The sequence below is a fragment of the Vibrio gallaecicus genome (assembly GCF_024347495.1).
In the GTDB taxonomy this organism is placed as follows: Bacteria; Pseudomonadota; Gammaproteobacteria; order Enterobacterales; family Vibrionaceae; genus Vibrio; species Vibrio gallaecicus.
Window position 1 is genome coordinate 699,677 of record NZ_AP025491.1, and the last position, 13,749, is coordinate 713,425.

Consider the following 13,749-nt stretch of genomic DNA (forward strand, 5'->3'; position numbering starts at 1 on the left):
AAAAGAGGCTTAGAGTTATTTTTGTTGTCTAGCGGTGAATATTAGCATTAACAAAAAAGCCGCTGAATGCGATATTCAACGGCTTTGGTTTGTCAGAATTAATTGTTAACTCTTAACAGAAATGGAAACGAAAGTAGAGGGCTATAAGCCAATCTATTATTTCGTGAACACTTCCTTAAAATCAGTTTTCAAGATTGGATCACGACGAGCTTTTTTGATTTGTTTAACCATGTCTTTCACACAGTTGTGTAAAACTTGATCAAGCAACTGCGCGCGGTACTCTTCTTTTTCTTCATCTGTCATGCCTTCAGGTAACTTAAGAGTAGGGAACTCTTCCATTACGTTTACGCCGGCAAAAGACTGGCTAACAGTAATTAGCGCATGAAACTGTTCAAAGTTATCAAGAACATTTTGTGCACTTGCTGGCAGAGTGTCCCATGCTTCACGTACTGCTTCTTCAGACACTTCGTGAATAGAAGTAACCATGTGGTGCATCTCTTTTGGTACTTCATCAAATTCGATAACTTGGCGAAGTTCAGGTGAGATAGTGGTTAAATCAACTTCTTGTTGTTCGTTGTTTGTAGCGTCTGACATAGTATTTCTCTTCAAAAAGAAACAATGCTAAAAAAATCTGTAAAAAAGTCAATCAAATATAGTAATTAGTGCATGAATTAGAGCGGTTTTTCATATACTTTGGAGTATTCGGTAACCTGCAGGGGATAAGAATGACAGGTAAAGGTTCTTCTATGCGCATTTTATTAGTGGATGATGTTCAGTTGGATAGAATGCAGCTGGCTATTCGACTCAAACAATTAGGGCACGATGTTGAAGCTGTTTCTAGTGGTAAGGAAGCATTATCTTTGTATTCCCAATTCGATCCAGAGCTAGTTTTACTTGATATCAGCATGCCCGAGATGGATGGCTTTGAAGTTGCGAACCAAATACGTAAAACATTCCCTGAGTGGGTTCCTATAATCTTTTTGAGTGGTCACGAAGAACCAGAAATGATCGCACAAGCAATAGATGCTGGTGGTGATGATTACCTTATAAAGCCAGTTAACAAAGTTGTATTGAACTCTAAACTCATTGCAATGCAGAGAATTGCATATATGCGAAGAGAGTTGAAACAGACAAGCGCAAAACTTGAAGAATTGAACACACTCCTTCAATTACAGGCGAATGAAGATGGTTTAACCAAAATTTATAACCGTCGTTTTATGGATACAAAACTTGAAGAAGTATTGGCATTACATGGAAGACGTAAAGCCTCAATGACTTTAATTTTACTTGATGTGGATTTCTTTAAACCTTACAACGATAATTATGGGCACATTCAAGGCGATAAGTGCTTACAAAACTTAGCGACCACGTTAAATCACTTATTTGAACGAGCTGGCGAGTATGTGGGTCGATACGGAGGTGAGGAGTTTGTCATCATCATCAGCGACAGCGATATTCAGTGTGCATCAAAGCATGCTTTTCGGATTCAAAATGAAATTCATAATATGAATGACAAGCACGATCATTCAAGTGTTTCAGATAGAATCACGTTGTCACAAGGCGTTATTTCTTTTGAACCCAAAGGTTCGGAATCATTAAATGAGGTCTATGAAGCCGCCGATAAAGCTTTGTACCAAGCGAAGCAAAACGGTCGTAATACCTATGTTTGCGGATCATTTAAATAGAGCTACTATTTTTAATTAGGCGTGGTGGCTAACAAGGCGGTTTCTGCCTGCCTTTTTCGCTCCATACAAGGCATTATCTGCGAGTTTTATTACTTCTTCTGGTTGACGCGTTGTGCTGCTGTCTGCCACACCAATACTTACGGTAACATTCACAATTTTAGATGTTGGAGCAACTTTTCCACGTTTTTTTATTCCAGTTTCGTCATTTTCGGGTCTTGACTGACTATTACGAATCGTCATGTCGTAGCTTTCAATATCATGAATTAAGTCTTCAAGGTGTTCTTTGACTTGATGAGCCTGTTTGCCTTTGAAAATTATAGTAAATTCCTCACCGCCATATCGATAAGCCTTAGCGCCTCCAGACGTTAATTTTAAGCGGCTAGCGACTAACTTCAGAACATCATCACCAGTGTCATGACCATAGGTATCATTGAATGACTTAAAGTGGTCAATATCAACCATAGCCATCGTATATTTCCGTCCTAAATGCTTCATGTCGACTTCTAGCGCATGCCTTCCCGGGATATCAGTCAATTGGTCATTAAACGCCAATGCGTGGCTTGCAGACATCACATAAACAATAATGAGTATCCCTGAAAGCGAGAACATAGTGCTTGATATGTACTGGATGTGAAAGAAAACAAATGTAGTTGAAGCTAGCAGAATTGAGCTGTAAACGACAACGTCAATAGGACGATTATGAAGTAATACCAAAATGGAGGTTAAGCCAGATAAACCTAAGCCATATAGGACTAAAATCAAAGGAAGTTTGGAGATAGTAGGGACAGTAAATAACACACCTTCACTCCAAGTCTCAAAGCCACCGTCATTGAAGTGATTAAGGATAAGCTGAGACCAAATAATGAAAAGCAATAAGATGCTGACATATAGAGCAATGCTTTTAGAATCTACGCCTGTATCTGGAAAGGCGTAAACCAACAAACAAGCCACTGGGAGTAATGTCACCAGAAGAGACAGTTCAAGAAGAGTTGTTCCGCTGTGTAAAGGGGTCTGCAAACGGTATTGTATAATGCTATAGGCTGTAAGCATTGCCAAAGACACCATTGCCATTCTACCTTGCTTAAAGGTGTGACAAAGGAGCCCTGCCACAATTAAGAGGATATAGGGTAGATTACTTGCAATACCTAAATTAGAGTTGGTGACTAATATGACATTATTCATGCCAATTAATAGGACGCCCAACAGTAACAAAGGAAAGAAAAATCGAAATATGCTCGATGTTACAAATGAAGATGTCATTTAAGTAATGTGCCTAGCTAAACTGATAATCTTATAATTAGAATTTACTTGTAGGATACGGCTTAAAAATAAATTGCCAAGCTTTTTACCTAGATTCTAGATAAAAACACTAACTACTAGATAAAAATATGATAGATGATTGGCAATAGTTCAACCTTATTCATATTACTTTCTATTTGCTATTGCACATTAATGAGACTAAATAGTATATAAGAGTTAAGCAGTTACTTATGGAGAAGCAGGATGCAGATTAGTGTCGATGTACATAACTATATGGAAACACTGGTAGGTCACGTACTCGCGAAAGACGAATATATTGAAAAGTATGATAACGAGCAGCTAGCTGATTTGGCCTGTTTAGCCTTAGGTCAGCTTCGACCAATTTACATTCGTTTCGACATAGACTTTCTTTCGGCTTTAGCTGAAGAAAAACTCGTTCAATACAAAAGCAACAGTGAAATTGCAGTTAAAAATGCAGAGGCGATGATTCAACAAGATCGACGCAAAAATAGAGAAGACGATATTCCTGTCATATTTGCACATCAAAGCTTTGATGATGATGTTGAGCTTGAGTGGTTTGAGAAGCCGCTGCTTAAAGGTAAAAAATAGTTAATACAAGATAAGGAGCAATACGTGGGGTTATTTTCTAGGTTGTTTGGTGGCAAAGAAAAAGTAGTAAAAGAAGTCAGCATTGAGCCTGTTGAATATAAAGGATTTCACATTTATCAAGATCCTATTGCTGAAGCCGGGCAATACCGAGTTGCCGGGCGAATAGAAAAAGAAATTGATGGAGAGATAAAATCACATCGCTTCATTCGATCTGATGTTGTTTCAAACAAAGATGATGCAAATGAATTAATGCTTAAGAAAGCGCAAATGTTTGTTGATCAAATGGGTGAAGGCATTTTTAGTTAACCAATTAGGGTTAGACTTGATGCTAGTCATAATTTTAAGAGCTTTCAGTGTATATGCTGAAAGCTCTTTTTAGTTTGGGAAGGCAAACTCAACTAGCTGTTTGTTATTAAAGGGAAAAGCCTTAGGTGGTTTGACCTCTTGCTTTGTTTCTCTATTAATTTTCAGTCAACCCAAGTGATTTATAAGCATACAAAACTGTTATATGTAATAACATTTTCGATTCTTGTTACAAAAAACTTGAAGTATTAGTTGCCGTTAGATACAAACGAATAATCATTGTGCCAATAGTAAAGGAATCGCTATGCAAATTGGTGTACCAAAAGAGATACTCGCGGGTGAAACCCGAGTCGCGGCTTCACCGAAATCAGTGGAGCAACTACTTAAGTTAGGGTTTGAAGTTTGTGTAGAATCGCAAGCCGGAGCGCTAGCGAGTTTTGATAATGCTGCTTACGAAAAAGCAGGTGCTTCAATCGTAACGACTGAAGAAGTTTGGAATTCAGAATTAATCTTAAAGGTTAATGCTCCAATCGTTGACGAACCAGCAGAAATTAATGAAATTGCTCTGATCAAAGAAGGCGCTAGTTTAGTTAGCTTTATTTGGCCAGCACAAAACCCTGAGTTAATGGAACAGCTATCCAGCAAAAAAATTAACGTTATGGCTATGGATTCGGTTCCTAGAATCTCACGAGCTCAAGCTCTTGATGCATTAAGCTCTATGGCAAATATTGCTGGCTATCGCTCAGTTGTTGAAGCTGCTCATGAGTTTGGTCGTTTCTTCACTGGACAAATTACCGCCGCCGGTAAAGTTCCACCTGCAAAAGTTCTGGTTGCTGGCGCTGGTGTGGCTGGTCTAGCTGCAATTGGTGCTGCAGGCAGTTTAGGCGCAATTGTTCGCTCTTTCGACGTTCGCCCAGAAGTAAAAGAACAAGTTGAATCGATGGGCGCTGAATTCTTGGAAGTCGATTACCAAGAAGATACTAGTGCTGGTGATGGCTACGCAAAAGAAATGTCAGAAGCATTCAATAAGAAAGCAGAAGAACTCTATGCCGCACAAGCAAAAGACGTCGATATTATTATCACAACGGCACTTATCCCGGGTCGCCCAGCTCCAAAGTTAATTACCAAAGAAATGGTTGATAGCATGGCTGCTGGTAGTGTGATTGTCGATCTCGCGGCAGCAAATGGTGGTAACTGTGAATACACAGTCGCAGACCAAGTTATTACAACTGCTAATGGTGTAAAAGTCGTTGGTTATACCGATATGGTCGGTCGATTACCAACTCAATCATCTCAGTTATACGCAACCAACTTGGTTAACTTGCTCAAGTTACTTTGTAAAGAAAAAGACGGCACGATTGATATTAACTTCGATGATGTTGTTTTACGCGGTGTCACAGTTGTTAAAGATGGTGAAATCACTTGGCCAGCTCCACCAATTCAAGTTTCAGCACAACCTCAACAAGAAAAGCCTAAAGCAGCTAAACCAGAACCTAAAGTAGAAGAGCCTACTTCTCCGGTTAAGAAATTCGTTGGCTTAGGCGTTGCTGTTGGTGCTTTCGCTTGGGTAGCTTCAGTAGCACCTGCAGCATTCTTATCTCACTTTACTGTTTTTGTTTTAGCTTGTGTTGTTGGTTACTACGTTGTTTGGAATGTGTCTCACTCATTGCATACACCATTAATGTCTGTAACAAACGCAATTTCAGGCATTATCGTCGTAGGCGCATTGCTACAAATAGGGCAAGGAAGTGGCGTTGTAACGTTTTTATCTTTTATTGCTGTTCTTATTGCAAGTATCAATATATTTGGTGGTTTTACCGTGACCAAACGTATGCTTGAAATGTTCCGTAAAGACTAGTAAGGAGTCACCAATGTCTGAAGGATTAGTACAAGCGGCATATATTATTGCTGCTGTATTCTTTATTATGAGCTTAGCGGGTTTATCTAAGCAGGAATCGGCTCGTGCTGGTAACTACTACGGTATTACTGGTATGGCTATCGCTTTACTTGCCACAATTTTCGGTCCTGATTCTCAGGGTGTCGTTTGGATTATCATTGCTATGGTAATTGGTGGTGGTATTGGTATTCATTACGCCAAGAAAGTTGAAATGACCGAAATGCCTGAGCTTGTTGCAATCTTGCACAGCTTCGTTGGTATGGCTGCAGTTCTTGTCGGTTATAACAGCTACATTGATGCACCGGTAGCAGCAACTCATGCTGAGCATGTTATTCACTTAGTTGAAGTATTCTTGGGCGTGTTTATTGGCGCGGTTACCTTCACAGGTTCAATTGTTGCGTTTGGTAAATTACGTGGTGTTATTTCATCATCAGCATTGAATATCCCTCATAAGCATAAATGGAATCTAGCTGCATTAGTTTCTTCTGCATTGCTTCTAAGCATGTTCGTAAATGCAGACGGCAGCATGTTCGCTATGATTGTGATGACCCTTATTGCCTTCGCATTTGGTTATCACTTAGTTGCTTCAATTGGTGGTGCAGATATGCCAGTTGTTGTTTCGATGCTTAACTCTTATTCAGGTTGGGCTGCGGCTGCGGCTGGTTTCATGCTTGCAAATGATTTATTGATTGTTACTGGTGCCCTAGTTGGTTCATCAGGTGCAATTCTTTCTTACATTATGTGTAAAGCAATGAACCGTTCTTTCATCAGTGTTATTGCGGGTGGTTTTGGTCAAGAGGTTTCTGTTTCTGCAGAAGTTGAAGATCAAGGCGAGCACCGTGCAACGTCTGCTGAAGAAGTAGCAGACATGCTTAAAAATTCCAAATCAGTCATCATCACCCCAGGGTATGGTATGGCAGTGGCTCAAGCGCAATACCCAGTACATGAAATTACTGAGAAGCTTAGAGCTCAAGGTATTAACGTTCGATTTGGTATTCACCCAGTCGCTGGCAGGTTACCCGGTCACATGAATGTGTTACTTGCTGAAGCAAAAGTACCATACGACATTGTATTAGAAATGGATGAACTGAATGATGATTTCGGCGAAACCGACACTGTACTTGTAATTGGTGCGAATGACACAGTTAACCCTGCAGCTCTAGAGGATCCAAATAGCCCAATTGCTGGCATGCCAGTTCTTGAAGTTTGGAATGCTCAAAATGTTGTCGTATTCAAGCGTTCGATGAATACGGGCTATGCTGGTGTCCAAAACCCGTTGTTCTTCAAAGAAAACACTCAAATGCTATTTGGTGATGCTAAAGAAAGCGTTGATGCAATTTCTAAAGCTCTTTAATTACAACTCAAGAGTAAAGCTATAATTAGAGTCATTAGCGATTAAAAAGCCAGCGAATTGCTGGCTTTTTTGTGTTTATAAACCATAACCGTGGTAGCTAGAGGGTTAACAATTTATCTTTATCGTGTTCTGTTATATATTTGATTTAATAGAATGAAATTACGTATCGCTTGTGACTATAAAATCAATCTTATCCTTCATTGCCATGACTTTCTTGATTTCTGCAAATTCATTTGCGGATTCACTACCTGAGCGCATAGATAATTTCACCAAGTTGTTTGATCACCAAGCTGCTATCGATTCATACGATATACGTATTCTGCAATCGGACTACCCAAACAAGCTCATTACACCTTCATCAATGCTCCCTCAAACCGCTAAATATCCACTTAAAGATATTCAAAGGCTTTATCAGTTATCAAAGACTTGCAGCGGAAAACTACCTTTAAGCCCTCTGATTACAGAACCACTCGTTTTTACTCGAGCATTGTGTAAAGGAACAAAACTATCTGTACGCTGGTTCAGCAGAAGCGGGTTAATACATCCTGGCGGCGGTTCATACGCAGCAAGGTATGTAGAAAAGTACCCGGAAAAATTTGAATCTCTAAAGCAGTTCATGCATATACAAGAGCGAAAAAGCACAGATAACGACGAATTGTTAAGCCGCTTAAAAAATATGGACAGTGATGCTATTACAGCATTGATCGCAGGCGCTAGCATGTTCGTGGAGTTGGATGAAATTTGGCTTAAGCGTGGAGATCAGTACTATCTATATGACGCTAGCGTTTGGAAAGACAATGCCAAGCTGTCTGGACTTGCTTTCAGTCTACATGCAGAAGGTCAAAGCTGTTTTGTCCAAAGAGGAAATATATGCTGGGAAATAGAAGATCACTCTGAACTTTTACAGCTATCAATGCTAGTTCTTGTGGTTGCCAATATTTTACTTGTTATCGGTTGGGCTCTTTACCGCTGGAACAGTAAGAAACAAGAACTTAAAAGTAGAATGCTGGTACTTCAAATTTTGACTCACGAGCTTCGTACTCCTATTGCAAGTTTGTCACTTACCGTTGAGGGGTTCCGTAGAGAGTTCGAACATTTACCTGAGTCTGTATACGATGAATTTCGGCGTCTGTGTGAAGACACAAGACGTCTTCGTCAACTTGCTGAAGCGAGTAAGGATTATCTGCAATCGGATAATCAACCATTGGCAACTGAATGGTTGCCTAGCGTACATGAATGGCTTGAGTATAAATTAGATGAAGAATTTTCAGCTGACATCACTCTACAAATTAATGCTGATATTGCAGCTAAAGTGAATATATACTGGCTAGGAACATGTATCGATAATTTAATTCGCAATGCCGTAAAGTACGGTATTGCACCAATCACCGTCGATGTAACAACTTCTAACAAAAGTCTGACATTTAGAGTGATAGATAATGGAGACTTGACCCGGAAAGATTGGGAACAGTTAAAGAAGCCGTTTGTGAGTAAAAGCGGACTTGGCTTAGGGCTAACTATAGTTGAATCTATGGTTGGCAAGATGGGAGGGAAAATGACATTAATTGGCCCACCAACGACATTTATTTTGGAGATACCTTGTGAAACAGACACTGCTACTCGTTGAAGACGATAAAAACTTGGCTGATGGTTTATTAGTTAGTTTAGAGCAAGCTGGATATGAATGTTTGCATGCTGAAGCCATTTCTGAAGTTGAAGGGTACTGGGAGCAAGCTGATCTTGTCATTTTGGATAGACAGCTTCCTGATGGAGACTCTGTCGACCACTTGCTTGGTTGGAAAAAGATAAAAGATGTCCCAGTGATTCTTTTAACAGCATTAGTGACTGTCAAAGATAAAGTGGCTGGTCTGGATTCAGGAGCAAATGATTATTTAACGAAACCATTTGCTGAAGCAGAATTGTTTGCAAGAATAAGAGCACAGCTAAGATCCCCTGATTCTGAAGAGCAAGACTCCACAAAAGTGTTTGCTCAAAATTTAGTGATAGATAAAGCTACTCGTGAAGTCTTCTTTAATGAACAAGCAATTACTTTAACGAGAACTGAATTTGATTTACTTCTGTTCTTAGCTAGTAACCTCGGTAGAGTATTTACAAGAGATGAATTGCTTGACCATGTTTGGGGATATAATCACTTCCCAACGACAAGAACAGTAGATACACACGTTTTACAATTAAGACAAAAATTACCAGGGTTAGAGATTGAAACTTTGCGTGGTGTTGGCTACAAGATGAAAATCTAATGAGAATTCCAGCTCTCTCAATCATCTTACTTACTAGCTTGTGCAATTCTGTGCAAGCTTCGGATTGGTTTGATAATAATGATACACTTACTCAAGTACACAAGCATCTATTGGATGACGATCTTCCAGGGATGTTTGAGTCACTTGTTGAAGTTTGGCAAAACAATCCTAAACAAGTGAAAGAAGATCATCTAAATGAACTTTTCACTCAAGCGCTAGACCGAGATTGTGGTAAAAGCCTTTCTAAACCTGTATTACCAAGCTGGATAGGCTCACTTGCCGTTAAACGGCTTGCAATTCAAAGCCCTGGTAGAGACAGTTTCCGTTTAGTCGTTGACGCGGAAGTTGAAAGCTTTATTGAAAACATCGAGCTAAGTAAATGGGTTGATAAACCCATTTCAAGTGACAGTTTATTCTATAAACAAAGTTCAAAAGAATCTTCACCGGCAAACCATAGCTATAGAAAACGATACAACTTAAATTCACCCCTGGATTCAGGGTTATACCGGCTAACCGTAACCTCCCAAAATAAGAAAACTTGGAGCTCTTGGATAATCCTTGGAGAAGTGAGGTTGAAACAACAGGTTCGTTGGGCATCTAAAGACACATGGCTAATTGATAAAAAAGAATTACTAAACCCTTACTGCCCATTACCACGCTTAGATGTTGGCCTCTTCGATTATATCAATGGTCAATATGAAGAAGTTTGGGGGAAAAGCTACGAATCAGATTACCCAACAACATTAGAGGGCGGAAACATTTCTAATGACAGATATGTTTTGGCTGTCTCAATGGTTCATTCTCGTTGGCAAGGTGATATTGCTATTGAACAAACTCAAACTATTAGTAAAACATTCGATATTTCTGGTAGTGAAGAGTTAAAGTAATTTAAAATTATGCCGTTAACAATGTTAGGGATATAACAAAGAATTATCAGCATGAATAAAACAATAAAACTACTCGCAGCATCTATTTCATTAGCTAGCCTCCCGCTAAGCGCCGCCAATTATGCTATCGAAGCAAGAGGAGATGCAATGGGGGGCGTTGGTGTTGTTTCTGCTAATTTTTTAACCGCTCCTTTCTATAATCCCGCACTAACTGCAATTTATCGTCGAAATGATGATGTAGGTATGATCACGCCTAGTTTTGGTATTTCTTATAATGACCCTGATTCACTGGTTGATGATATCGACTCTGTGTTAGGGGCGTCTTCTCCTGCCGATATTACAAGCGCCTTAAATGACTTGAATGGAGATAAGTTAAAACTAGAAATTGGTGGTGTTGTTGCTTTTGCTATTCCTAATCAATTTATTGCCGCTAATGCATTTGGTAAAGCGTACACTGAGTCATTTGTCACTCCCGAAGTGTATACCGCTTCCGGAACGGCTTTAACTAATGCAGAACTTACAGCAATAAAAGCGGTATCTATCGGGGTCACAGAGGTAGGTATCTCACTTGCTAAGTATCAAACTTTTATGGGGCAACACATTTCATTTGGTATATCTCCAAAGCTTCAAAGGATTTATACATATAACTATATTGCATCTGTAAATGACTACGACTTATCAGATGTAAGAGAAAACGACTCAGCCGATACACAATTTAATATGGACGCTGGTGCTTTGTGGTTCTTTGGACCATTCAGAGTCGGTTTTGCAGCGACTAACTTGGTTAGCCGTGATATCGATACTAAATATGTAGAAAAAACACTCACTGCAACAGACACAACGACAACAACAGTGACCGCGCAACACTCATACAGCATGGGACCGGTTTATACCGTAGGGGCTGGGATTGTTTCAGATTACTTCACAATAAGTGTGGATTATGATTTAAATGAAGCAGAGAAATTTAGCTCTTTTGATGATAATGAGCAAATGATACGTATTGGTACTGAAATCGACTTAATGCGCCAACTTAAACTAAGAGGTGGTTACTACCAAAACTTAGCATACTCAGATTCTGAAGGTACGATTACAGCAGGTGTGGGAATATCTCCACTGAACTTATTCCAATTAGATATTAGCGCTAATTACACTAATGAAAATGCAATGGGTGCTTCTATCAATTTCCTTGCTAGTTACTAACTCTCCTTATATAGTTCGGCTTCTCTTATTTGGAGCCGAACATGCTAAACGACTTACCAACACTTTCTCACGCAGAACAACAAGCAGCAGTTGAAAAAATTCAGGAGTTAATGACTCAAGGGATCAGCACTGCTCAAGCAATTAAAATCGTTGCAGAAGAAATCAGAAAAGAAATGAACGAAAAAGAGTAGGGGAGCTGTTTAGCAAATTATTGCTCTAACTGGTTACCGAACACTAGTTCCGTGAAATTTCAATACTAAAGCCGACAAGTTAATCTTGTCGGCATTTTTATAAACATACCACCCAGAATATCCATCGATGTTGATGTCACACCAAGATACCTATATTCCTAGATTCGCCGAAAGCTAGTGCACTATAAGTTGATGGAAAACAGATTTAGCATAACGTACTAATGTAACTATCACATGTTAAAGAATCCAACCTGCCCATAAAAATCAACAAAATCACTTTGTAAACAATAATTTAGTGCAGAATAATATCCCGCCCGGGTCGTAACACTTAGTGAGTGTGTAATAAAATTACAAGAAGATCGGTAACTCCAACATAGAGTCAAATAAATTGACACTTAATTTTATGTCGAAAGTTCTGTGATTTTTTAGATGGAAAGATTGATAGGAGCTCTTGTTTTGAGTGAGAATCTGTCTCTTCTCATGGCTTGAATTGGCAAAAGTAATTAAGTGTTTAGATTAGTCACCCCGTAACTTTCTATGTTGGTAATACTCTAAAATAGATATGCGGAGCGTTTAAATGGAGATGTTTTATATAGACTTATAGAGCATGTACTTCATTTCTATAGATCTAAATTGAACAGAAGGGTTTACACATTTCTAATGTGTGATTTATTTCCTTATATTATTGCGGTCACCGCGTTAGACAGCCAGTTTTTATTCTACTAGTTTATAAGTAACATAAACTTTAAATGGAAGTTGGTATGCGTCGTTTTCTTTGTTTTCCTCGTCCATTATTTATTGTAATCGTTTTGAATTATCTACTATCCCTGCCTGTTCTATCAGACGATTTGCAAAACCTTTCATTTTTCACTGAAAATTATCCGCCTGCTAACTTTGAAGATAACGGTAAAATTTCAGGTTACGCGGTAGAAATATTAGTAGCAGCTGGTGAAGCTGTTGGTGAGGAGATTGACGTTTCAAAAATCTCTATCTTACCTTGGCCTCGTTCATATCGAAATTCGCTTAACCTCGATGATGCAGTTTTGTTTTCAACGACACGTACTGAACACCGTGAAAATCTATTTCACTGGGTTGGACCTATAACTAAAATAAAAGTTGTCATTCTTGCTAGAAAGCACGACAAGATTCTTATCAACGATCCTATGGACATAAGTAAATACAAAATTGGAGTGATACGTGACGATATTGGTGAGCAATCATTGTTACAAATTGGTATCCCAAGTTTTTCTATGCAGGAAGCCACTTCAGTTACAACCCTCGCAGAGCAGCTTGTGAAAGGTCGTATCGACTTACTCGCATACGATGAGAAAGCAGCGTATTGGTGGGCAACACAAGCTGGAATCGAGTCAGATGTTTTTGAGCCAGTATACGTCTTAACTGAAGGCAAATTGTATTACGCGTTTAACAAGAACATAGACCTAGAAATAGTAGAAAAATTTCAAAAAGGTCTCGATATAATCAAGTCTCAAAAGAATGCTCAAGGCATTAGTCTTGACCAAGAGATCATTAATAAGTACCGTTAATCGCAATAGTAATAAGTCCTAGCACTTTGATTTCTCAGTTAGACTTTAGAAATTTCTTAGCCAGTATCTTGTTGTTAATTTATGCTTCAGTGCGTATTATCTATCTTTAAGTTAAATAACCTCTTCTTATTCAGTAACTTATCAATAATAACTCAGAGCCATTTTCTACTCATAAAGAGTGGAGTGCGTTCAAGATGACTAAAAACCAAATTTTTCGAGAATTCAACTGCCGTTTATCTATCGAAGACACTGCGAAACTATGTTTTAAAAGTGTGAAGACAGTCACTAGGTGGGACAAAGGGGGGGCAATCCCACCAGAGTGTAAAAGACTTATGAGAATGTATTCTGGAAGAGAATTAAGCCCAAGGGAAGAATGGAGTGATTTTCAAATGATCCATGATCGACTTGTTTTACCTACTGGGTTGAAGATGAGCCCTGAGCAAGTTCTAACAGGTGCAGCACTGTTAGAAGTTTTATCAACGGGTGAGATTATAGTATTAGGAAAACTAGTAAGGTATGCACGCGAGTTAGCAAAAAGAATTTAAGTTCAATTTAAAA

The 13,749-nt window shown here is 39.0% G+C and carries 14 protein-coding genes; 12 read left to right on the top strand and 2 right to left on the bottom strand.

Features of this window, described 5'->3' with window-relative positions; genetic code table 11:
- Positions 1-156 precede the first annotated feature (156 nt).
- Positions 157-594 carry a DUF3069 domain-containing protein gene (locus OCU78_RS17520; RefSeq protein ID WP_137374269.1) on the bottom strand — a complete coding sequence of 146 codons (438 nt, stop codon included), beginning with the start codon at positions 592-594 and terminating at the stop codon, positions 157-159.
- Between the two features lie 131 nt (positions 595-725).
- Between OCU78_RS17520 and OCU78_RS17525 the strand changes: the two genes are divergently transcribed.
- Positions 726-1,685 carry a GGDEF domain-containing response regulator gene (locus OCU78_RS17525; RefSeq protein WP_240701762.1) on the top strand — a complete coding sequence of 320 codons (960 nt, stop codon included), beginning with the start codon at positions 726-728 and terminating at the stop codon, positions 1,683-1,685.
- Between the two features lie 15 nt (positions 1,686-1,700).
- Here OCU78_RS17525 and OCU78_RS17530 read toward each other — a convergent pair whose 3' ends face one another.
- On the bottom strand, positions 1,701-2,945 hold the full coding sequence (locus tag OCU78_RS17530; protein ID WP_137374268.1) for a GGDEF domain-containing protein: 1,245 nt from the start codon (positions 2,943-2,945) through the stop codon (positions 1,701-1,703).
- Between the two features lie 243 nt (positions 2,946-3,188).
- Between OCU78_RS17530 and OCU78_RS17535 the strand changes: the two genes are divergently transcribed.
- The 11 genes from OCU78_RS17535 to OCU78_RS17585 all read left to right on the top strand — a co-directional run bounded on the left by OCU78_RS17535 (position 3,189) and on the right by OCU78_RS17585 (position 13,736).
- Positions 3,189-3,554, top strand: coding sequence for a late competence development ComFB family protein (locus OCU78_RS17535; RefSeq protein ID WP_137374267.1), 366 nt, complete (start codon positions 3,189-3,191; stop codon positions 3,552-3,554).
- 24 nt (positions 3,555-3,578) lie between these two features.
- A complete protein-coding gene (locus OCU78_RS17540; RefSeq protein ID WP_137374266.1) occupies positions 3,579-3,860 on the top strand; it encodes an HlyU family transcriptional regulator in 282 nt (93 codons plus the stop codon).
- A gap of 301 nt (positions 3,861-4,161) precedes the next feature.
- Positions 4,162-5,715 carry a Re/Si-specific NAD(P)(+) transhydrogenase subunit alpha gene (locus OCU78_RS17545; protein WP_137374265.1) on the top strand — a complete coding sequence of 518 codons (1,554 nt, stop codon included), beginning with the start codon at positions 4,162-4,164 and terminating at the stop codon, positions 5,713-5,715.
- A gap of 13 nt (positions 5,716-5,728) precedes the next feature.
- Complete coding sequence (gene pntB, locus OCU78_RS17550; protein WP_137374264.1) at positions 5,729-7,108, top strand: Re/Si-specific NAD(P)(+) transhydrogenase subunit beta; 1,380 nt, start codon at positions 5,729-5,731, stop codon at positions 7,106-7,108.
- Positions 7,109-7,313: 205 nt separating this feature from the next.
- Positions 7,314-8,735: a sensor histidine kinase VxrA gene (gene vxrA / locus OCU78_RS17555; RefSeq protein ID WP_137374375.1), complete on the top strand. Its 1,422-nt coding sequence runs from the start codon at positions 7,314-7,316 to the stop codon at positions 8,733-8,735.
- Complete coding sequence (gene vxrB, locus OCU78_RS17560; RefSeq protein WP_137374263.1) at positions 8,710-9,369, top strand: response regulator transcription factor VxrB; 660 nt, start codon at positions 8,710-8,712, stop codon at positions 9,367-9,369. Before vxrA ends, vxrB begins: the two co-directional genes overlap by 26 nt.
- Positions 9,369-10,256: a DUF2861 family protein gene (locus tag OCU78_RS17565; RefSeq protein ID WP_137374262.1), complete on the top strand. Its 888-nt coding sequence runs from the start codon at positions 9,369-9,371 to the stop codon at positions 10,254-10,256. The genes vxrB and OCU78_RS17565 overlap by 1 nt, the downstream gene beginning before the upstream one ends.
- A gap of 51 nt (positions 10,257-10,307) precedes the next feature.
- A complete protein-coding gene (locus OCU78_RS17570) occupies positions 10,308-11,456 on the top strand; it encodes a conjugal transfer protein TraF (protein ID WP_137374261.1) in 1,149 nt (382 codons plus the stop codon).
- Between the two features lie 41 nt (positions 11,457-11,497).
- Complete coding sequence (locus OCU78_RS17575) at positions 11,498-11,647, top strand: YoaH family protein (RefSeq protein ID WP_137374260.1); 150 nt, start codon at positions 11,498-11,500, stop codon at positions 11,645-11,647.
- A 749-nt stretch (positions 11,648-12,396) separates the two neighbouring features.
- Positions 12,397-13,191 carry a substrate-binding periplasmic protein gene (locus OCU78_RS17580; protein WP_137374259.1) on the top strand — a complete coding sequence of 265 codons (795 nt, stop codon included), beginning with the start codon at positions 12,397-12,399 and terminating at the stop codon, positions 13,189-13,191.
- A gap of 194 nt (positions 13,192-13,385) precedes the next feature.
- Positions 13,386-13,736, top strand: a complete 351-nt coding sequence (locus tag OCU78_RS17585) for a DUF3653 domain-containing protein (RefSeq protein ID WP_137374258.1) — start codon at positions 13,386-13,388, stop codon at positions 13,734-13,736.
- Positions 13,737-13,749 lie beyond the last annotated feature (13 nt).

What these genes read in the sequence shown, in the direction of transcription:
- OCU78_RS17575 (WP_137374260.1), top strand. Translation starts at nt 11,498, where the DNA reads ATGCTAAACGACTTACCAACACTTTCTCACGCAGAACAACAAGCAGCA.
- OCU78_RS17580 (WP_137374259.1), top strand. Translation starts at nt 12,397, where the DNA reads ATGGAAGTTGGTATGCGTCGTTTTCTTTGTTTTCCTCGTCCATTATTT.
- OCU78_RS17545 (WP_137374265.1), top strand. Translation starts at nt 4,162, where the DNA reads ATGCAAATTGGTGTACCAAAAGAGATACTCGCGGGTGAAACCCGAGTC.
- OCU78_RS17530 (WP_137374268.1), bottom strand. Translation starts at nt 2,945, where the DNA reads ATGACATCTTCATTTGTAACATCGAGCATATTTCGATTTTTCTTTCCT.
- OCU78_RS17525 (WP_240701762.1), top strand. Translation starts at nt 726, where the DNA reads ATGACAGGTAAAGGTTCTTCTATGCGCATTTTATTAGTGGATGATGTT.
- OCU78_RS17585 (WP_137374258.1), top strand. Translation starts at nt 13,386, where the DNA reads ATGACTAAAAACCAAATTTTTCGAGAATTCAACTGCCGTTTATCTATC.
- OCU78_RS17520 (WP_137374269.1), bottom strand. Translation starts at nt 594, where the DNA reads ATGTCAGACGCTACAAACAACGAACAACAAGAAGTTGATTTAACCACT.
- pntB (WP_137374264.1), top strand. Translation starts at nt 5,729, where the DNA reads ATGTCTGAAGGATTAGTACAAGCGGCATATATTATTGCTGCTGTATTC.
- OCU78_RS17570 (WP_137374261.1), top strand. Translation starts at nt 10,308, where the DNA reads ATGAATAAAACAATAAAACTACTCGCAGCATCTATTTCATTAGCTAGC.
- vxrA (WP_137374375.1), top strand. Translation starts at nt 7,314, where the DNA reads ATGACTTTCTTGATTTCTGCAAATTCATTTGCGGATTCACTACCTGAG.
- OCU78_RS17535 (WP_137374267.1), top strand. Translation starts at nt 3,189, where the DNA reads ATGCAGATTAGTGTCGATGTACATAACTATATGGAAACACTGGTAGGT.
- OCU78_RS17565 (WP_137374262.1), top strand. Translation starts at nt 9,369, where the DNA reads ATGAGAATTCCAGCTCTCTCAATCATCTTACTTACTAGCTTGTGCAAT.